Source organism: Lysinibacillus sp. NPDC093688 (assembly GCF_050280145.1).
Classification (GTDB): domain Bacteria; phylum Bacillota; class Bacilli; order Bacillales_A; family Planococcaceae; genus Lysinibacillus; species Lysinibacillus xylanilyticus_B.
The window spans coordinates 171,377-190,805 of record NZ_JBNNUX010000003.1; the positions used below are offsets into that span (position 1 = coordinate 171,377).

16 protein-coding genes and 1 riboswitch are annotated in these 19,429 nt (G+C 37.8%); all 16 genes read left to right on the forward strand.

Features of this window, described 5'->3' with window-relative positions; translation table 11 throughout:
• Positions 1 to 216: 216 nt before the first annotated feature.
• The 16 genes from ACQKN2_RS04570 to ACQKN2_RS04645 all read left to right on the forward strand — a co-directional run bounded on the left by ACQKN2_RS04570 (position 217) and on the right by ACQKN2_RS04645 (position 19,277).
• Complete coding sequence (locus tag ACQKN2_RS04570; protein ID WP_427413894.1) at positions 217 to 1,419, forward strand: NlpC/P60 family protein; 1,203 nt, start codon at positions 217 to 219, stop codon at positions 1,417 to 1,419.
• 620 nt (positions 1,420 to 2,039) lie between these two features.
• A complete protein-coding gene (locus ACQKN2_RS04575; RefSeq protein ID WP_323647766.1) occupies positions 2,040 to 2,588 on the forward strand; it encodes a hypothetical protein in 549 nt (182 codons plus the stop codon).
• A 228-nt stretch (positions 2,589 to 2,816) separates the two neighbouring features.
• Positions 2,817 to 3,006: riboswitch (cobalamin riboswitch) on the forward strand.
• Positions 3,007 to 3,204: 198 nt separating this feature from the next.
• Positions 3,205 to 3,747 (forward strand): hypothetical protein, encoded by a 543-nt coding sequence (locus ACQKN2_RS04580; protein ID WP_427413895.1) that lies wholly within the window; start codon positions 3,205 to 3,207, stop codon positions 3,745 to 3,747.
• Position 3,748: 1 nt separating this feature from the next.
• Entirely contained in the window at positions 3,749 to 4,714 is a 966-nt protein-coding gene (locus ACQKN2_RS04585) for an ABC transporter substrate-binding protein (protein WP_427413896.1), read from the forward strand.
• Between the two features lie 596 nt (positions 4,715 to 5,310).
• Positions 5,311 to 6,078 carry a tyrosine-protein phosphatase gene (locus ACQKN2_RS04590; RefSeq protein WP_427413897.1) on the forward strand — a complete coding sequence of 256 codons (768 nt, stop codon included), beginning with the start codon at positions 5,311 to 5,313 and terminating at the stop codon, positions 6,076 to 6,078.
• Between the two features lie 414 nt (positions 6,079 to 6,492).
• Positions 6,493 to 7,878 (forward strand): MATE family efflux transporter, encoded by a 1,386-nt coding sequence (locus tag ACQKN2_RS04595; RefSeq protein ID WP_427413898.1) that lies wholly within the window; start codon positions 6,493 to 6,495, stop codon positions 7,876 to 7,878.
• Complete coding sequence (locus ACQKN2_RS04600) at positions 7,878 to 8,708, forward strand: putative RNA methyltransferase (RefSeq protein WP_427413899.1); 831 nt, start codon at positions 7,878 to 7,880, stop codon at positions 8,706 to 8,708. Before ACQKN2_RS04595 ends, ACQKN2_RS04600 begins: the two co-directional genes overlap by 1 nt.
• A 79-nt stretch (positions 8,709 to 8,787) precedes the next feature.
• Positions 8,788 to 9,396 (forward strand): lysophospholipid acyltransferase family protein, encoded by a 609-nt coding sequence (locus tag ACQKN2_RS04605; protein WP_427413900.1) that lies wholly within the window; start codon positions 8,788 to 8,790, stop codon positions 9,394 to 9,396.
• A gap of 257 nt (positions 9,397 to 9,653) precedes the next feature.
• Complete coding sequence (locus ACQKN2_RS04610; protein WP_427413901.1) at positions 9,654 to 10,160, forward strand: low molecular weight protein-tyrosine-phosphatase; 507 nt, start codon at positions 9,654 to 9,656, stop codon at positions 10,158 to 10,160.
• Positions 10,161 to 10,731: 571 nt separating this feature from the next.
• Positions 10,732 to 11,451 carry a YebC/PmpR family DNA-binding transcriptional regulator gene (locus ACQKN2_RS04615; RefSeq protein ID WP_323647756.1) on the forward strand — a complete coding sequence of 240 codons (720 nt, stop codon included), beginning with the start codon at positions 10,732 to 10,734 and terminating at the stop codon, positions 11,449 to 11,451.
• Between the two features lie 57 nt (positions 11,452 to 11,508).
• On the forward strand, positions 11,509 to 12,807 hold the full coding sequence (locus ACQKN2_RS04620; RefSeq protein ID WP_427413902.1) for an arsenic transporter: 1,299 nt from the start codon (positions 11,509 to 11,511) through the stop codon (positions 12,805 to 12,807).
• A gap of 366 nt (positions 12,808 to 13,173) precedes the next feature.
• Positions 13,174 to 14,916, forward strand: coding sequence for a methyl-accepting chemotaxis protein (locus ACQKN2_RS04625; protein ID WP_427413903.1), 1,743 nt, complete (start codon positions 13,174 to 13,176; stop codon positions 14,914 to 14,916).
• An 85-nt stretch (positions 14,917 to 15,001) separates the two neighbouring features.
• Positions 15,002 to 15,577, forward strand: coding sequence for a YdcF family protein (locus tag ACQKN2_RS04630; RefSeq protein ID WP_427413904.1), 576 nt, complete (start codon positions 15,002 to 15,004; stop codon positions 15,575 to 15,577).
• A 74-nt stretch (positions 15,578 to 15,651) separates the two neighbouring features.
• Complete coding sequence (locus tag ACQKN2_RS04635) at positions 15,652 to 17,349, forward strand: M3 family oligoendopeptidase (protein ID WP_427413905.1); 1,698 nt, start codon at positions 15,652 to 15,654, stop codon at positions 17,347 to 17,349.
• 218 nt (positions 17,350 to 17,567) lie between these two features.
• On the forward strand, positions 17,568 to 18,653 hold the full coding sequence (locus ACQKN2_RS04640) for an AI-2E family transporter (protein WP_427413906.1): 1,086 nt from the start codon (positions 17,568 to 17,570) through the stop codon (positions 18,651 to 18,653).
• Positions 18,654 to 18,665: 12 nt separating this feature from the next.
• A complete protein-coding gene (locus ACQKN2_RS04645) occupies positions 18,666 to 19,277 on the forward strand; it encodes an NUDIX hydrolase (RefSeq protein ID WP_427413907.1) in 612 nt (203 codons plus the stop codon).
• Positions 19,278 to 19,429: the final 152 nt, after the last annotated feature.

The window sequence follows — 19,429 nt, forward strand, 5'->3', positions numbered from 1 at the left end:
TTGCTATGTAGAATAAAACGAGATTTTGTAGAATTTATTAGAATTTACATGAATATTACAAGAATGTTTCGAGTTTTACTAAACCATTAAAAAGGCGCGAAATAGTATAAAAGTTATGCTAATAGTGCTAAACTTTAAAAGGCTAATAAAATATAAGATTACATAAAAGAAATCGTTCCAATGATGACAGTAAAATTCTACGAACGAAATTGACTAGTGAAGGGAAAGAATAACGTGGGTAAGCGCAATAAATGGCGTAAGTCGATGGTGCTAGCACTAGCACTAGCTGGCGGCTTATTATTTAATACAGTACAACCAACTGAAGTACACGCAGAAGAAACATCTCAACAAATGATGGATAAAAAAGCTAAAATAGATACAGAGGTTAAAAAGCTACAAGAAGAATTAAAGAAACTACAACAAGAGATCGATGAAAAAGTAAAAGTATTTAACAAAGTACAGGCAGACATTAAAGAAGTGGATGCAAATATTGTCGATACTAAAAAACGTATTGAGCAACGTTCAGTGATTTTAAGTGACCGTATGGCTGCATACCAAGCTCAAGATAATACTGTAGGTATTTATTTAAACGCTGTTCTTGAATCAAAAAGCTTTGCAGATTTAATGGACCGTGTCGTAGCGGTAAAAACATTAATGGATGCTGACCAAGAATTAGTAGATCAACAAGAAGCAGATAAGGCTAACTTAGAGAAACAAAAAGCAACATTAGATGAAAAACAAAAAGAGCTTCAAAAGCAATTCCAAGAGCTTCAAGAGAAGGAAAGCGAAATGGAAGTTAAAAAAGCTGAAAATGAAGCAAAATCTCTTGCATTAAAGGCACAAATTGCAACGAAACAAGAAGAAGAGCGTTTAGAAGCAGAACGTAAAGCAGCAGAGGAAGAGGCAGCTCGTTTACGTGCACTTCAAGCAGCTACTCCAGTTGTACAAGCAACAAACAACAATAATAACAGTAACGATAATGATAATAGCGATGCTAGCAATAGTAGCAAAGCTAACAATGAAAAATCAGAACAAAAAGTCGTTGTTGGTTCAGGGTCAGGCACTGCATCTTCAGGTGATGCTATTTCAACTGCGAAACAATTCCTAGGTCGTAGCTATGTTTGGGGCGGTAGTAACCCATCGACAGGATTTGACTGTTCAGGTCTTGTGCAATGGTCTTACCAACAAGCAGGCGTATCTTTACCACGTACAGCATCACAACAATATTTAGCAACACAACGTATTTCAGCAAGTGAAGCACGTGTAGGTGACCTAGTATTCTTCAGCTATGGTTCGGGTATAGCGCATGTAGGTATTTACTTAGGAAACAACACGATGATTGATGCTCAAAATAAAGGTGTTGTCATTGAATCACTTGATTGGTGGAATCAATATTTAGTAGGCTTCGGTCGTATTTAAAAAGCCGTACTAAAATATAGACGATTTAAATAGCGAAAAGGTTATCTTTGTAAAAGAAATTACAAGGATAACCTTTTTTATTATTTGACGGTATTGGAGGTTATCCCGTAAAAATCAACTATTTAAAATATAGTTAAAAACCTACGAGTAAACCTAGCAGGCAAACAGATATGGTTATCCATTAATTTAGGCTCGACTACTCGATCAATAATGAGTAAAATAACTTCTGTGAAGAATAAATTTACATAAGTAGATATATTTACTACTATAGGACCAGTTACAAAAATGAAGATGGAGCCGAGAAAAGAAATAACATCACTTATTCATAGAATGATTGTCATCATTAATGCGTATTTTACTTGAATTAAAGCAAAGGCTGATAAGTGTGACACCTCTAACGAGTAAAATATGTCTTCATATAGCTAAAAGAAAGTATTCCTTGCATATTGAACCTCGTTTCTGATAATTTTGACATATACAAGTAGGGATCTTACTTTGAAATTATAATTATTTGAGACTTTTATTTTGTAGTAGCGAAGTAACGAATGATGGGAAATGAGAAAACACTTACAAGTGCATTATTTTTTTTCGTTCTGAAACAATAAAGGTAGGGATGAATCATGGAAAAAGAGATTTTGCAACTTTTTAGTAATTTAACAGAGCGTGACCGTGATATTCAATACAAATCATACGAAGAATTAATGAAAATTATGCAGGAGCCAGTTGATTGGACATATTCAGTTTGGGAACAACTTGTTCAGACTCTTACATACAAAAATGGTCATGTGCGTGCAAGTGCTGCACAATTTTTATGCGCATTGGCAGCAAAAAGTGATCCTGAAGAAAGAGTATTAGAGGACTTCTTAAAGATTTGGGCAGTAACGTATGATGAAGAAACAGTCACTGTGAGGCATACTTTACAGGCAATTTGGAAAATAGGCTTAGCAGGGCAAGTACAAAGAGATTTAGTCGTATCATATTTGGCTAAAAGGTATCAAACATGCTTAGACGAAAAACACCCGACATTAATACGCTATGATATTATAGTTTCCTTTAAAAAGCTATTCGATGCAACAAATGACCCAAAACTACTAGAGATTGCACAACGTTTAATTGAGGAAGAAGAAGATATTAAATCCAAAAAGAAATATAAGAATGCCATCCGGTAAAAGTTTTGAAATAGCTAATTTTTTTATAACGTATGAAAAAATAAAATGTTTTACTCCATGAAGCATAACAAGTATCTGCACGAGCAGGATGAATACCCGTGGGGGCAGTGAATATATCCGCGTGCATAAGGTAATACCTGCATGATTCTTATCCATCGTAATTTGTTTATTCTAAATTCCACAGCTATTTTTTCCTATCAATCTATGTTAAACTGCATTACAAGTGAATAATTCTTGCAGAATAAAGGTGCTGAACTATAGCATAATCGGGAATTCGGTGAAAAACCGAAGCTGTTTCCGCAACTGTAAGTACAGGAATTATAAAGATATACCACTGTCGAATTATCCGATGGGAAGGTTCTTTATGAACGTAGTGAACTGTGCAAGCCAGGAGACCGACCTTTGTTTGAACGTATAGATAACTCTTCGGAAGCTAGGAGGATATGCGGCAAATACATAGGCTATGTCGTATCTATGCGACAATATTTATGTTATTTTTCGTTGTTTCCTTAGGAGTGGGAACAACGTTTTTTTTATGTGCACTTATAATTCACCTAATGTAAGCCGGGTGTTAATAAGGTAAGAATTTTTCATGAAGGAAAGCGGGGACTTAGATTTGAAAAAAGATGCACGTTATTCTTGTTATCCATTTATGCGTGAAAAGGCATCGACAGTAGATTTTGAAATTCGAACAGATAGCCTAACAACGCATATTGGTGTAGCATTGGCGGCGGTGAAAAAAGAAACGGTAGAGGTAGTAGCAGATGATTTGCTAGCCATTTTGCCAATGGCATACCATGTAAATGGCTCAGTCCGAGGTAAATTAGCGGTAACCGAAGATGATTTGACTTGGCTAAGTGATCGCTATGATTTCTATGTTAGCCATGTTAAGGATGAAATACAAAACTTTGTATTACCTCAAGGAATAGAGGCGGCTACTACATTACATTTATGCCGTAGTGAGGCGAAAAAATCATATCGTGTTTTGCACAAAGTGTCTGAAGAACGCGAAGTACCAGCTATTCTCTTTGATTATTTAGGATTGCTAGCCAATGTGTTTTTTGTAATGGCTGTCTATATGAATCAGCATGCTGGTATTGCTGAAATACCGTTTATTAGTAAGTCATACCCGATGAAAAAGAAAAAGGAGAATCAATGAAATGAAGAAAATGTTTAAGCTGCAATGGCTTTCTGTGTTGATGCTGGCACTCGTATTAGTTGGCTGTGGCACGAAAGAAGATACAAATGAAGGAACTGTTTCTAAGGAAGCTCAACAAGTTGAGAAAACTAGCTATAAAGTTAAGGATGACCGTGGCGTAGAAGTAGCGTTTAATGCAGTACCTAAAACTATTGTTTCATTACAACCTAGTAATACAGAAATTTTATTTGCTCTAGGCGTAGGCGATAAAATCGTTGGTGCAACAGAATTTGATACGTATCCAGAAGAAGCACAAAAAATTGAGCGCGTCTCTAATTCTACAACATTCAATAGTGAGCGTATTTTAGCCCTAAAGCCAGATGTCGTTATTGCCTATACAACTGGAGGCAAAGATGAAGAAAATTTAAATGCATTAAAAGGCCTTGAGGATGCGGGTATTAAAGTGTTTGCCATTCAATCAGCTAAATCATTTGATGATGTTTATGGGGATATCGAACAAGTCGCAACGGTTATGGGAATTGAAGATAAAGGCGAAAAGTTAAATGAAGATATTAAAGCTAAAATTGCAGATGTCCAAGCGAAAGTTAAAGATGTGAAAAAACCCAAAAATGTCTACTTAGAAATTAGTCCAAAGCCAGATATCTATACAGCTGGTTCTGGTACATTCCAACAAGAGATTTTAAATGCTGCAAATGTTAACAACGTTTTTGCTGACCTTAAAAGCTGGGCACCGGTATCTGAGGAAGATGTCATTGCGAAAAATCCAGAAGTCATTTTAACAACAGTAAGCTATGTGAAAAACTCAGCGGAAGAAATTCTTTCTCGTGATGGATGGAATTCAATCACGGCCATTCAAAATAAAGCGGTTTATTCTATAGATACTGATATTTCAAATCGCCCAGGTCCGCGTATTGGCGAAGCTGTTGAGTTAATCGCAAAAGCAGTATACCCTGAGTTATTTAAATAATTATTATTGAAAAATAGTATTTTCGAGCTGTCCTTTATCAAGGGCAGCTTTTTTGATGGGTAAGAAGGAGACCTACTCTGGGAGGAAAAGTGATCGGGAAAGGTGGATAACTGCTCCGCTGGAAGGAAAAGTGATCGGGTAAAGTGGATAACTGCTCCGCTGGAAGGAAAAGTGATCGGGTAAAGTGGATAACTGCTCCACCTGGGAGGAAAAGTGATCGGGAAAGGTGGATAACTGGTCCGTTTGGAAGGAAAAGTGATCGGGTAAAGTGGATAACTGCTCCGCTAGATGGAAAAGTGATCGGGTAAAGTGGATAACTGCTCCGCCTGGGAGGAAAAGTGATCGGGTAAAGTGGATAACTGCTCCGCTTGGATGAAAAAGTGATCGGGTAAAGTGGATAACTGCTCCGCTTGGGAGGAAAAGTGATCGGGAAATACGACCACCGACCTGCTCCGCCCAGATAAAGAAGTGCTCAAATAAATCCCCTCATCGCTCTAAGTAGTGTATGACATTTCCTAGTTCGAAAATTGGTATTATATCGAATTGTTCTATAAAATAGAGATAAGTATGCTTGCTAACAGGAAGAGGTGCAGTGAGTGAAACAGTTTGATATAAAGATTATTCCGTTTGAGGCAGTTTATAATTTTCGGGATATGGGTGGTTATAAGTCGAGAGATGGGCGTGCTGTTAAGAATGGTTTGATTTATCGTTCAGCGGCACTTGGTAAAATGACGACAGCAGATAAGGAGCTTTTTGAAACGCTAGGTGTGAAAACAATTTTTGATTATCGAGACAACCATGAGGCTCAAAATAATCCTAATCCGAGATTCCCTAATGCTAATTATATTCAAATACCAGCTAAGGGAAATCATGCTTTTGAGATGCCTACAAACGCTGGTGGAAAAGATTTTTATAAGGTTGTAAGCCCGGAGATGTTCCGAGAATTTTATGCACAAATGCCTTTTAATAATGCCTCGTTCAAAGAGTTAATAGCAACGATTCAACAACCTGAAAATTTAGGGCTTGTTCATCATTGTGCAGTCGGGAAGGATCGAACAGGTATTGGCAGTGCACTTATTTTACTTGCTTTAGATGTACCTGTGGAAACGATAATGGAGGACTATTTAGATACAAATGTACATTTACATCCCTTAGTCGAACGGATGGCTAAGACCATGCAGCAAGATTATAGCGATCAAGAATTACAGCAATTTTATGCCTTAATGTCTGCCCGTGAAGACTATTTACAAGCAGCATTTGATGCAATGGATAACCGATATGGCTCGAAATCAGCTTTTCTAGAGCAAGAGTTTGGGTTAACAACTGAAAAACGTCAGCAATTGCAGGACTATTGCTTACTATGATAAGAAACCCTTTCACATAAAATTGTGAGAGGGATTTTTTGCGTATTATAGTAGCTTTGCATAATCTTTTAACTCCTGTTGCCCTAAAGCCTCCGGACGTAATTATGCCGAGGCATATTTGATTGTTTCATTATAAAAACTCTTTACAGTCTAAAAATCTATGATAAGATACTATATATTTTTAACTTCTTTCAGCGGGTGTCCAAACACCCGCTGAAAGAAGTTAAAGCCCCCGGCGGATGTCACGGAATCGAAAAGGAGTTCTTTGTGCAAGCACAAAGCCGATTCCGGACGCAATTATGCCGAGGCATAATTGATTGGGCAGTAATTAATCTGTATCGAAGGCAAAGAAGGTAGTTGAAAGATTAACAGCAAGTGAAATATTTACGAAGCGATTAGGAGAAGTGAAAAGTATTGGCAGATACGTTAAGAGAAAGTGATATTAAAGAGACAGATAGGTTAAGTTTATTCCATTTAACATGGCCGATATTTTTAGAAGTATTTTTATTTATGTTAATGGGACTGGCCGATACTTTTATGCTCAGTGCTTTATCAGATAATGCTGTATCAGGAGTTGGTGCAGCCAATCAATATATTCATATTGCAATTTTAATACTTGAAGTAGTTGGTAATGGTGCTTCCATTGTTGTATCTCAATATTTAGGTTCAAGGCGCATTTTTGAAGCTGCGAAGATTTCCGCTTTAGCAGTAACGATGAATTTGATCGTTGGACTAATGATGAGTGTTTTATTTTTCTTCTTTTCAAGTCATTTAATGACCATGATGAATTTGCAAGGGGAAGTGCTTAAATACGCTCAAAGCTACTTGGTAATCATCGGAAGCTTTATTTTTTTACAGGCAATTATAAATGCGTTAGCAGCGATTATCCGTGTACATGGATGGACAAAGCAAACGATGTATGTATCACTAGGTATGAATGTGTTACACGTTGTCTTAAACTACGGTTTAATCTTTGGTAACTTAGGATTACCAGAGTTAGGTGTAAAAGGTGCGGCTATTTCCTCAGTGATAAGTCGTGGTTTAGCAGTTCTTGTGTTTTTCTGGCTGTTGTATCAAGTCTTGGAAGTAAGAGTAAAGCTAGAATATTATTTCGAGTATTCAAAGGAATATGTTCAAAAAATATTAAATATAGGCTTACCGTCAGCATTTGAGCAGGTGCTTTATCAGTTCTGTCAAATTATCTTCCTTTATTATGCAACGTATTTAGGCGCAGAGACACTTGCTGCGAGACAATATGCCATGAATATTTCGATGTTTACGTATTTATTTGCGATTGCCATCGGAACAGGTACAGCTATAATTATTGGACGAAATGTCGGTGCTGGTAAAAAGGATCAAGCTTATGACCAGCTTTGGACAAGTGTACGGGCAGCTTTTGCCTTTACGATTACTATGGTTGCAGTTGTGACGATATTCCGTCAGCAACTTATGCACGTTTTTACAGATAATCCAGAGGTTATAGCCATCGGTGCATCGGTTCTAGCATTAAGTATTCTACTTGAAACAGGGCGTACTATGAATATAGTAGTTATTAACTCGCTACGTGCCTCAGGGGATGCAAGATTTCCGGTGAAAATTGGTTTTTTATCAATGGTATGTATGAGCCTCCCACTCGGTTACTTGTTCGTATTCGTTTTACATTGGGGGTTAGTAGGTATTTGGCTAGCAATTGCGGCAGATGAATGGATGCGAGCTGTTATCGTATACTTTAGATGGAGAAGTCGTAAGTGGGAGCGTTTTGCACTTATTTCACCTACAGAACAGAAGGAGGAAAATTAATGGGGGCACTATCTAAAAGAGCTGCAGGGGCAGCGTTAATGGATAAAAATATAAAGCTTTTTGCTTGTCCGATTTGTCAGGAATCAATGGAAGTTTTTGAGCAAGGTAGATTAGTATGTTCTTCAAATCATTCTTTTGATATTGCCAAACAGGGATACGTCAATATGCTGACACATGGTGCTGTTTCTAAGTACAGTAAAGAGCTCTTTGAATCTCGAAAAGCGGTTATTGATAGTGGTATCTATGATGTAGTAGAAGATAAAATCGGAGAGCTAATTGCTAATGCAGAAACCGTGCTTGATACAGGTTGTGGTGAGGGCTCACATTTAGCTCGTATTATGGCAAAGAAACATGGGATAGGAATTGGTATTGATATTGCCAAGGAAGGCATCCTTGCTGCATCTCGACATTATCCAGAGCAAATTTGGTGTGTCGGTGATTTAGCGAAAAGTCCATTTGCAAGGTCGAGCTTCGACGCCATATTAAATATTTTATCGCCTGCCAATTACGAAGAATTTAAACGTCTGTTAACTCAGAATGGTTGTGTTGTTAAGGTTGTACCTCAGAGCGGGTACTTACATGAGCTTCGAGCGCAATTATATGCGGATTCTACTAAAGAGTCGTATTCGAATGAACAAATAGTTGCTCGGTTTAAAGAAAGCTTTACCGATGTTAGTGTAGAACGTATAACTTATACGGTACCGCTAGCTACAGAGCTTGTCCCAGCTCTGCTTGAAATGACACCGATGGGCTGGCATAAAAAAGAGGGATCCAATATCCTGTTAAATGAAATTACGATCGATGTTGATGTATTAGTGGGAAGAGTCTAGATATTTCACAAGCAATTGCAGTATACGGGTCTTTTCGATTACAATGGGGAAAACTATTGAATAAGGTAGGAATGAAACAGTGTATAAATTTATAGCGAATGTTGTAAAAGTGATATTGAAATTAACGGGCTCAAAAGCGCGTGTATATGAAGAGCAAAACTTACCGAAGGAAGGTGGGTTTATTATTGCATGTACACATACGGGCTATGTTGATATTTTAAATCTTGGAGTCTCAATGACTCCTCGAGAAGTTCACTTTATGGCTAAAAAGCAGTTGTTTGATATAAAAGGTCTTGGCTGGCTTATTGAACGATTAAATGCCTTTCCGGTTGATCGTGACAATCCAGGACCAAGTGTTATTAAAATCCCTTCACAGTTATTGAAAGAGGGTAAAATCGTAGGGATTTTCCCATCTGGTACAAGAAATGCAGAAGGTTCGGATTTAAAGCAAGGTGCGATTACAATAGCGCAGCTGTCTAAAGCCCAAATTGTACCAGCTGCTTATGTTGGTGCACGTAATGCTGGAGATGTCTTTAAGCGTGGAAAAGGTTATCTAATTTATGGCGAGCCATTTTACGTAACGGGTAAAGGTAAAGAAGGGCGCGAGGAATTTACACTTCGCCTTGAGCATGAATTAATAGCATTAACTGAAGAATTAGAGAAGCGAGTTGCAGCAGAAAAGAAATAAAGTGAAACAACGAGGAGAACCCTCTGTGTGAAGAACACAAACTAAAATCTTCACATTCACTTGAAGTAGTAGCATACTGCAAGTAATGTGGGATAACTTAGAAGGCGCTCAGAATCGATTGATTTTGAGTGCTTTATCTGCATTCACAAATATTTTGCTGAAAAGATAAAACGTTAGATACAGATGTTAATTGTAGCGAAAGCAAAGCGACAGCTACAATTGCGCCAAGGCGACATTGATTGTAGGAGGACATAAAAATGATTCGAGTACTTTTTGTATGTTTAGGGAATATATGTCGATCACCAATGGCTGAGGCGGTCATGCGTGATTTGGTAGAGAAAGAGCATTTGAGTCATAAAGTCCATGTAGATTCGGCTGCAACAAGCTCTTGGCATATCGGCGAACCACCTCACAAGGGAACACAAAATAAGCTAAAAGAATATGGCATCTCAACAAAAGGGATGCAAGGCCGACAATTACAAAAGGCTGACTTTGAAAATTTTGATTACATTATTGGCATGGATGAAAGCAATATACGTAATATCCGCACAATGTTGGGGAATCCTGATTCCCCAAAAATTTTCCGCTTTTTAGATTTAACTAACCATCGAAAAGACGTTCCTGATCCGTACTATACAGGAGATTTCCAAGAAACCTATGATTTAGTTTTAGAAGGCTGTCATGCACTATTAGAAAAAATCAAAGTAGAAAACCAATTGTCAAGTGGCGGTCCATCATCAAAAGTAGTGGATGACTTTTGTTAAAACGTACTATGTAAATAAGTTGATTGGAGTGGAGGCTGGGCGACTCCTTGGGGATCAGCGATAGGGGAACGAAGGCTAAAACCATCACATCCTGTGATAACGCCTTCGTGACCAACATCGTGTTGGCCCGAGACCCTGGAGCGAGCAACGCGAGTGAAGCGGCTCATCGGACGCCCCCAGGAAGCTTTGCTCTGTGCGAAAGCGAAGCGGCAGCGACAAAGCGCCCAGCCGGAACGGAAATCAACCACACGTTTTGGTGATCATCCCAAGTGGCTCTAAGTGAAACAAATTTTTGCAATTAATGACTTAATAAAGTTACCTTAAACATTGGCATATCTAGCTTTGTAAGCATCATTTGTGTTATTATTTGCAGAGTAAAGATACGAGAAGTATTTAATCACCATTTACAAATGTGCAACTGCGCATTTATGATTTTATCTTCATTCAGTGGAAGATCTATATAAGATGAGTGCAATCCTATTCATGGGTGTTTAAATGAAAATAAAACATCCGGACGAAATTACGCCGAGGCGTAATTGATAAACTTATAATTTGAAAGAGAGTGGAAACTATGGGTCGTAAGTGGAACAATATTAAAGAAAAGAAAGCGTCTAAAGACCAAAGCACAAGCCGTATCAATGCAAAATTTGGACGTGAAATTTATGTGGCAGCTAAATCAGGCGAGCCAGATCCAGAATCAAACCGTGCCCTTAAAGTTGTTCTTGAACGAGCAAAAACATACAGTGTTCCTAAACATATTATTGAAAAAGCAATTGAAAAAGCGAAGGGTGGCGGAGATGAAAACTTCGACGAATTACGTTATGAAGGTTTCGGACCAGCAGGCACTATGTTAATCGTGGATGCTTTAACGAATAATGTTAATCGTACAGCTTCTGATGTACGTGCAGCATTTGGTAAAAATAATGGGAATATGGGTGTCAGTGGATCTGTTGCCTACATGTTTGATTCAACAGCGGTTATCGGTTTAGAAGGTAAATCAGCAGATGAAGTTCTTGAAATTTTAATGGAAGCAGATGTTGATGCTCGTGATATTCTAGAAGAAGATGAGGCTGTCATTATTTATGCTGAGCCGGACCAATTCTTTGCTGCACAAGAAGCACTAAAAGCAGCAGGCGTTCAAGAATTTACAGTAGCAGAGCTTTCAATGCTTCCACAAACAGAAGTTGCATTAACTGGTGACGACATTGCGAAATTTGAAAAATTAATTGATGTATTAGAAGATTTAGAGGATGTCCAAAACGTTTATCATAATGCAGATTTAGGCGAATAATTTAAACATAAGAAACCAGTAGCGAATAAAGCTACTGGTTTTTAATTAGGGAGGAAAATGGTGCAAGCTATTTTAGCTATTGCGATATTTTTAGTAACTTTATTTTTTGTAATAGTGCAGCCACGTAAAATATCGATCGGCTGGTCTGCTTGTTTTGGTGCTGCAATTGCGTTAATGCTCGGAGTTGTTACCTGGCAAGATGTTGTTGAGGTGACAGGGATTGTTTGGAATGCAACGTTATCGTTTATAGGAATTATTTTTATTTCACTTATTTTAGACGAAATAGGATTCTTTGAATGGTCTGCCCTACATATAGCACGCGTGGCAAAGGGAAGTGGTATACGCTTATTCATTTACCTTTCCTGTCTAGGTGCTATTGTTTCAGCGTTATTTGCAAATGACGGTGCAGCTTTAATACTAACACCAATTGTTCTCGCAATGATCCGTAAATTGAATTTAACCGATAAAATGATCTTTCCATTTATTATTGCAAGTGGCTTTATAGCGGACACAACATCTTTACCGTTAGTCATTAGTAATTTAACAAATATTGTGTCGGCAGACTATTTCGGTATTGGATTTATGGAATATGCCCTACATATGTTGATACCGAACTTCGTTTCTTTACTAGCAAGCGTTGTTGTACTTTATATTGTCTTTCGCCGTTCGATTCCAAAAGAATATTCACTCGAGGCGGTTGATAATCCAAAGCTTGCAATTCGTGATTCGAGATTATTTTTATTATCATGGTATGTTTTAGCCATTCTATTAGTTGGTTTCTTAACGAGTGAGTTTTTCAAAATTCCAGTGTCATTTATTTTATGTGGTGTAGCAACTATCTTTTTCCTACTAGCACGACGTAGCCATATTGTAGATACAAAGAGAGTTGTGAAAGGCGCACCGTGGAATATTGTGTTCTTTTCTATCGGTATGTATGTGGTTGTTTACGGTTTGAAAAATGTAGGAATGACAGGATTGCTAGCAAGTCTATTAGAGCACGCTATACAGCAAGGGTTGATGGTAGCGACAATAACGATGGGGTTTATAGCAGCGATTTTGTCAGCTATTATGAATAACCTACCAACTGTAATGATTGATGCATTAGCTATTGCTGAAACTAGTGCGACTGGAATTATTAAAGAAGGGCTTATTTATGCAAATGTCATAGGCACAAATTTAGGTCCTAAAATGACACCGATTGGCTCACTCGCAACATTGTTATGGCTCCATATACTGAAGCAAAAAGGAATAAAGATTGGGTGGGTTCAGTATTTAAAAATAGGTATTATTTTAACAATCCCGACCCTTTTCGCTACTTTATTATCTTTAGTGGTTTGGATTAAAATCATATCATAGACGAGAGTTAAGATAGTGTCTAAACATTTTAATAACGATAACAATCAAAAAACTATTTTTCTATAAGGCATACCCCTGTAGAAAGATAGTTTTTTCTTAACTATTGAAATGTGTGTATGCATATTTGAAGCTCGTCATTAAAAGTTTGGAATCATATTTGTTAGATTTGGAGTGAAGGCTGGACGCCCCCGGGAAATGGCCCAATAGGAATGGATATACTCCCCTCGTTAAGTTATCGAGCATATTTGCGTAAAAAGGCGAATAATTCAAACGTAAATTACATTTTACCCATTGTGAAAAATCCCTAATCATAACATAATATAGATTAATAGTCATAGTGAAAGAGGAAAGAAGGGGGGCTAAAGCATGAAGTTTTCACGTTCAATACAGGGGAAACTAATTATCATTTCGTTAGCACTATTAATTATCCCTAGCTTAGTTATAGGTTTAATTAGTTATAGTAAAGCAAAAAAAGGTATGGATGATATTGGTGAACAAGTTATTAAAAATAGTGTTGAATCTTCTTTGCAATTAATTGAGCTTGCGAATGAGAGTGTTAAGAGGGGCGACATTCCTTTAGAAGTTGCACAGGAGCAAGTGCGTGAGGCACTTCTAGGACCAAAGGATAGTGAAGGGAAGAGGCCAAGTAAATATCCTGGAGACTTAGGGGAGTATGGTTATCTATATGTTTTAGATGAAAAAGGGACATTTATAGCCCATCCGACCCGAGAAGGGGAAAACCTATGGGACGGTAAAGATAGTAACGGCAATTACTTTATTCGGGAAGTAACCGAAAAAGCACTTGCTGGTGGGGGATTTACACAATATGAGTTTGAGCTGCCGGGTCAAGATGTATTAGCTGATAAAATAATTTATTCTGCAAAGGATCCTAATTGGGGCTGGATCATTGCATCGGGTACATATATGCAAGACTTTAATAAAGGGGCTAATTCATTATTACTCGTCATTGGTATTACATTATTAGGTGCCATCATTATAGGTACTGCAGTTGTCATAATGGTTTCAAGACATTTAGCTTTACCAGTGCGAAAATTATCAAAACGTGTACGTGAGGTAGCCAAGGGGAATTTAACTGTAGAAATTGAAAATCTACAACGCTCAGATGAGATTGGTCAGTTAAATGAAGGCTTTAATGAAATGGTTGATCAACTGAAAACATTAATTACAGATGTAGAGGAAGCTATTGTAGAAATTCAATCGACATCGTCAAATTTAACATCTGTGACAGAGGAAACAAACGCTTATGGAGATGAAATAGTAAAAGCGATAAATGAAGTTTCAAACGGTGCAGTAATGCAAGCTTCGGATGCAGAGGATACGAATAGAACTGCCATTGATTTTGCACAACAGATTGAAGTATTGCATGACAAAAATGAAGTAATGCTTGAAGCATCCCAACATATGAAGCGATCAAATCAAGAGGGGCTCTTAAATTTAAAGAGCTTAAAAGAGAAATCACACGAGTCTTCAGAATTGATTCATAATGTTCATGTTGTATTTAATAGCTTAATTGTGAAAGTCAGGGAAATTGAAGGGATCGTCGGTACTATTACGGAGATTTCTGATCAGACGAATCTACTTGCATTGAATGCCTCTATTGAGGCGGCTAGAGCTGGGGAGCATGGCAAGGGCTTTGCAGTTGTTGCTGAGGAGGTACGTAAGTTAGCGGATCAAACATCTGTAGCAACAGAGCGAGTGCGTACAACCTTAAAGGGAATTGAAAGTGAAACTAATTTAGTGAACGATGAGATGAAGAAGACAGACGTCATTGTTCGTCAGCAAAATGATTCGGTTGCCATAACAGAGTCATCCTTTAAGGAAATAGAATTGGCCGTAGAAGAAATCATTTCTATAATTAGGGAAATGACTACAGGAGTAGAATATTTGAATAGCTCAAAGAATGATATTATGCAATCTATCGAAAGTATTGCGATGATTAGTGAGAAAAATGCTGCTGCATCAGAGGAAGTAACGGCATCGGTTGATGAACAGCAGCGTGCCATTCAGGTTGTTAGCGAATCTTCCAATGATTTAACAGATGAAATAACTGCGTTACAGGATTCTATTAAGCGCTTTATATTAAGATAATCGATTAGGGTGTTTGTACAGTAATTTTAGTACAAGCATCCTTTTTTTCCTCTGCACGTTAATAAATGGTAAGGGGGGATCAATCGTGAAGAAATGGGTAATAAGATTAGGGGTTATACTACTTGCTATAAGTAGTGTTGTTTATATTTGGCTCGGCGAGGAGATGAAGCAAGGGGTCCAGCCAGCTGCAAACGGAACTGCTTCATACATGATTGTCCTGGGAGCGAAGGTGAAACCGGGAGGGATTCCATCGCTTTCTTTGAAAAATAGATTAGAAGAGGCTGTAAAGTATTTGAAAAAGTATCCTCATGTAAAAGTGATTGTGTCAGGTGGAAAAGGGGAAGATGAAGATCGGACAGAGGCTTCAGTCATGCTTAAATACTTACAGGACAATGGTATTGATGCTAATAGAGTATTAGTGGAAGACCAATCTACTTCAACTTATGAGAACTTATTATTTAGTAAAGATCTTTTGCCTAAAGGAACTAAGAAAATCACGATCGTCTCTAATGATTTTCATTTAAAGCGTGCGAAATATTTAGCGGAGTCTTTAGGTTTTGAAGTAGATGTCGTTGCGGCAAAAACGCCAAAATCGGTGGAATTGAAGTTAACGCTACGTGAAAGGGCAGCATTATTAAAAACATATGTATTTGGCTATTAATTTATTTCTTAATAATATAGATTTGGCATATAATAGAAATATAACGGGGTATATGACAGAAAGAGGGGACTTCTATGAAAACATTTAAAGACTATGAATACAGCCGTCCGAATATTGAGGCAATGAAAGAGCAACAATTATCTTTCATTGACCAATTTAAAAATGCGCAAACGATGGACGAGCAAAGTGAAATAATTGAAAAATTAAACGGATTGAGTAATGACTATGCTACGATGGCGAACCTAGTGTACATTCGTGCTTCGATTGATACAAATGATGAATTTTATCATGCAGAACGCGATTATTTTGACGAGGTTGGACCTGAGCTGGAAGAGGTAACAACAGAATATTATAAGGCGCTAATCGCTTCACCATTCCGTGAGCAGTTAGAAGAAAAATGGGGCCAGCAATTATTTGATTTAGCAACCTATCAAATTAAAGGTTTTTCACCAGCAGTCATTGATCTAATGCAAAAGGAGAACAAGCTCGTTTCGGAATATAATAAACTAGTTGCCTCTGCGCAAATTGACTTTAATGGTGAAACATTAACGCTTGCCCAGCTTGGTCCATATGCAGAGTCTACTGATCGCGAAATGCGTAAGGCGGCAACGGATGCGCGCTTTGGCTTTTTTACTGAGCATGAAGGGGAATTTGATCGACTATATGATGACCTTGTTAAGATGCGTCATGAAATCGCTGTTAAATTGGGCTATAAAAACTATGTCGAGCTAGGCTATATTCGAATGAATCGCATTGACTATAATGCAGATATGGTAAAGAAATTCCGTGACCAAGTTCGTGATTTAATCGTACCTATTGCAACTAAGTTATATGAACGCCAGGCAAAGCGTATTGGTATTTCTGAATTTAAGTTCTATGATGAAGCATTCAACTTTGTGTCAGGGAATGCTACACCAAAAGGCGATCCGCAATGGATTGTTGCAAACGGTAAAAAAATGTATGAGGAGCTATCACCTGAGACAGGTGAATTCTTCAACTTTATGATTGACCATGAATTAATGGACTTAGTGGCGAAGAAAGGTAAAGAGGGTGGCGGTTATTGTACATTTATCGAAAACTATCACTCACCATTTATCTTCTCGAACTTTAATGGTACTTCAGGTGATATCGATGTGTTAACACATGAAGCTGGACATGCTTTCCAAGTTTATTCAAGTCGTAACATCGGAATACCAGAGTATTTATGGCCGACATATGAATCTTGTGAAATTCACTCGATGAGTATGGAATTTTTCACATGGCCATGGATGGAGTTATTCTTTAAGGAGGACACTGAAAAGTATAAGTTCACACACTTAAGTAGTGGCTTATTATTCCTTCCTTACGGTGTTGCAGTTGATGAGTTCCAGCATGTGATCTATGAAAATCCGAATATGACACCGGCTGAACGTAAAGCTGCGTGGGAAAAAATTGAGGAGACATATTTGCCACACCGTGACTATGATCATAACAGCTATCTAGAAGCAGGTGGTATATGGCAACGTCAAGGTCATATTTATTCAAGTCCGTTCTATTACATCGATTACACGTTAGCGCAAATTTGTGCATTCCAATTCTGGAAACGTTCACGTGAAGAATTTGCAGCTGCCTGGAAGGACTATATTCATTTATGTGGTTTAGGTGGTTCTATGTCCTTTACGAAGCTTGTAAAAGAAGCGGGCTTAATTTCACCATTTGAGGACGGCTGTGTTGAATCGGTTATTGGAGATATTGAAGATTACTTAAATTCAGTAGACGATACAAAATTATAAACTGCTACATTGTGAAAATTTGCGACACTCCTGTGGAAGGCAAACCGTATGAGCCTACTCAGATGCTTTGGCATTTGAGGGGTTTGCGGGATTGCCCGCTGGAGGGTTGCGAATTTTTTTGTTTTAAAACTCTATTATTTAGACAATAAATACTAGGATACTTGCTAAATGGTTAATATATAAGTAGTATTTTCAGTAACTGAGATAAAAGGAAGTGAATGAAAGTGACGAGGAAAGTTTGGTTTCAAGTAGGCGTAGGGATTTTACTTGCGCTACTAGTCATTAAATATTTTATAGAGATTCATTGGATTTTTTCGCCGCTTGTTATTATTTTAAAGGCTATTTTTGTACCTTTATTGCTTGGCGGCGTTTTGTATTATGTTACGGAGCCGATTCAGAGGTTTTTAGAGAAGCGTAAATGGCCGAGATGGGCAAGCATATTAACGATAGTCATTGGATTAATTGCGCTTGTTGGTGGCTTTGGGTGGATCGTTGGTAATCCGATTGCAGTACAGGTAAATAATTTAGCGAAGAATGTACCACAGATTAGTGCTAGTATTCAAGAGGCAGCTGATTATGTGTTGAAAAACAGGGATAACTTCCCACCGCAGTTAAAAGATTTAATCGACAATATGGCGAATTATGTGCAGGATATTGCTTTTGCGGCAAGTAAGGGACTAGTATCGTTTTTACAATCAGTTGTTTCAGTTTCTTTATTAGCTATTTTAATTCCATTTTTCTTTATATTTATGTTGAAGGATCATGAAAAATTTGCACCATCCATTTATAAATATTTTAGTGGTGAACGTCGTGAATGGGTGAAGAAAACGTTAAGTGAAATTGATAGTGTTTTACGTAGCTATATACAAGGACAGCTACAAATTAGTTTTTTACTAGCACTCATTATGTATGTCGGGTATTTAATTATAGGTTTAGAGTATTCATTACTTCTTGTTATATTTGCTTTCTTTATGAATATGATTCCGTTTATAGGACCATGGATCGCCTTTACACCAGCGCTGATCGTGGCTGTTGTTCAGGATCCAGTGTTAGTCATATGGGTGTCTGTTGTCACACTCGTGGCGCAGCAAATTGATAGTAACTTTATAACGCCTAATGTAATGGGGAAAACACTCGATATCCATCCGTTAACCGTTATTACAGTTATTTTAGCAGCAGGTAATATTGCAGGCTTTATTGGTATTATCATTGCTGTACCGTTTTATGCAGTATTAAAAGTGATCGCGTCCAATATTTATGATGAACGGAATGTGATTAAGAAAAAGGCTACGAAGTCGGTATAGGAGTCGGGAAAAATGGAACAAGAAATTGTGAAAGTTTTTAATGAACAGCATGAACAGATAGGGACAGCAACGAGAGCAGAGGTACATGAAAAAGGGCTATGGCATGAAACATTCCACTGTTGGCTTGTCAATGAGGACTATATCTATTTCCAAATCCGTAGTGCACAAAAAAAGGACTATCCTGGTTTGCTTGATATTACAGCGGCGGGGCATCTATTAGCCGTAGAGACAGTAGAATCAGGAATTCGTGAAGTGAAGGAAGAGCTAGGACTCGATGTCGACGTACACGAAGTTGTTAAAATGGGCATGACATCTTGTAGTATCGTTTCAGAAAACATGATTGACAATGAATTTTGTCATGTTTTTATATATCCATTCAAACATGATTGGGAATCATTTAACTTGCAGTATGAGGAAGTGTCAGGGGTCGTTCGAGCAAAGCTTGATGAGGCAGAGGCATTCTTTTTAGGAGAAACAGCTACTTTGAATATTGAAGGCTATGAATATTTCCCTGATGGTCAACGAGTGAAAATTGTGCGCCCAGTAAGTACTGCACAATTTGTCCCTTACCGGGAACTATACGTTGCACATGTTATTCAGTTTGTAAAAGATAAAATGTTATGAAGTTGTAGGGAGTCTGAAAAGCCTCATAAGAATCCTAGGATAATTGTAAACGGTAAATCCGCTTCACTTTCCGTGAATAAGGTATGAGCAACATCGGTGTGCTCTTGCTTTTTCCGCAGAGAGTTAAAGCGGATTTTTACTTTTATAGTAGA

Excerpts from the sequence above, each read along its gene's own strand:
- ACQKN2_RS04575 (WP_323647766.1), top strand. The coding sequence starts at position 2,040 with ATGGAAAAAGAGATTTTGCAACTTTTTAGTAATTTAACAGAGCGTGAC.
- ACQKN2_RS04585 (WP_427413896.1), top strand. The coding sequence starts at position 3,749 with ATGAAGAAAATGTTTAAGCTGCAATGGCTTTCTGTGTTGATGCTGGCA.
- ACQKN2_RS04600 (WP_427413899.1), top strand. The coding sequence starts at position 7,878 with ATGGGGGCACTATCTAAAAGAGCTGCAGGGGCAGCGTTAATGGATAAA.
- ACQKN2_RS04610 (WP_427413901.1), top strand. The coding sequence starts at position 9,654 with ATGATTCGAGTACTTTTTGTATGTTTAGGGAATATATGTCGATCACCA.
- ACQKN2_RS04615 (WP_323647756.1), top strand. The coding sequence starts at position 10,732 with ATGGGTCGTAAGTGGAACAATATTAAAGAAAAGAAAGCGTCTAAAGAC.
- ACQKN2_RS04620 (WP_427413902.1), top strand. The coding sequence starts at position 11,509 with ATGGTGCAAGCTATTTTAGCTATTGCGATATTTTTAGTAACTTTATTT.
- ACQKN2_RS04625 (WP_427413903.1), top strand. The coding sequence starts at position 13,174 with ATGAAGTTTTCACGTTCAATACAGGGGAAACTAATTATCATTTCGTTA.
- ACQKN2_RS04635 (WP_427413905.1), top strand. The coding sequence starts at position 15,652 with ATGAAAACATTTAAAGACTATGAATACAGCCGTCCGAATATTGAGGCA.
- ACQKN2_RS04640 (WP_427413906.1), top strand. The coding sequence starts at position 17,568 with ATGAAAGTGACGAGGAAAGTTTGGTTTCAAGTAGGCGTAGGGATTTTA.
- ACQKN2_RS04645 (WP_427413907.1), top strand. The coding sequence starts at position 18,666 with ATGGAACAAGAAATTGTGAAAGTTTTTAATGAACAGCATGAACAGATA.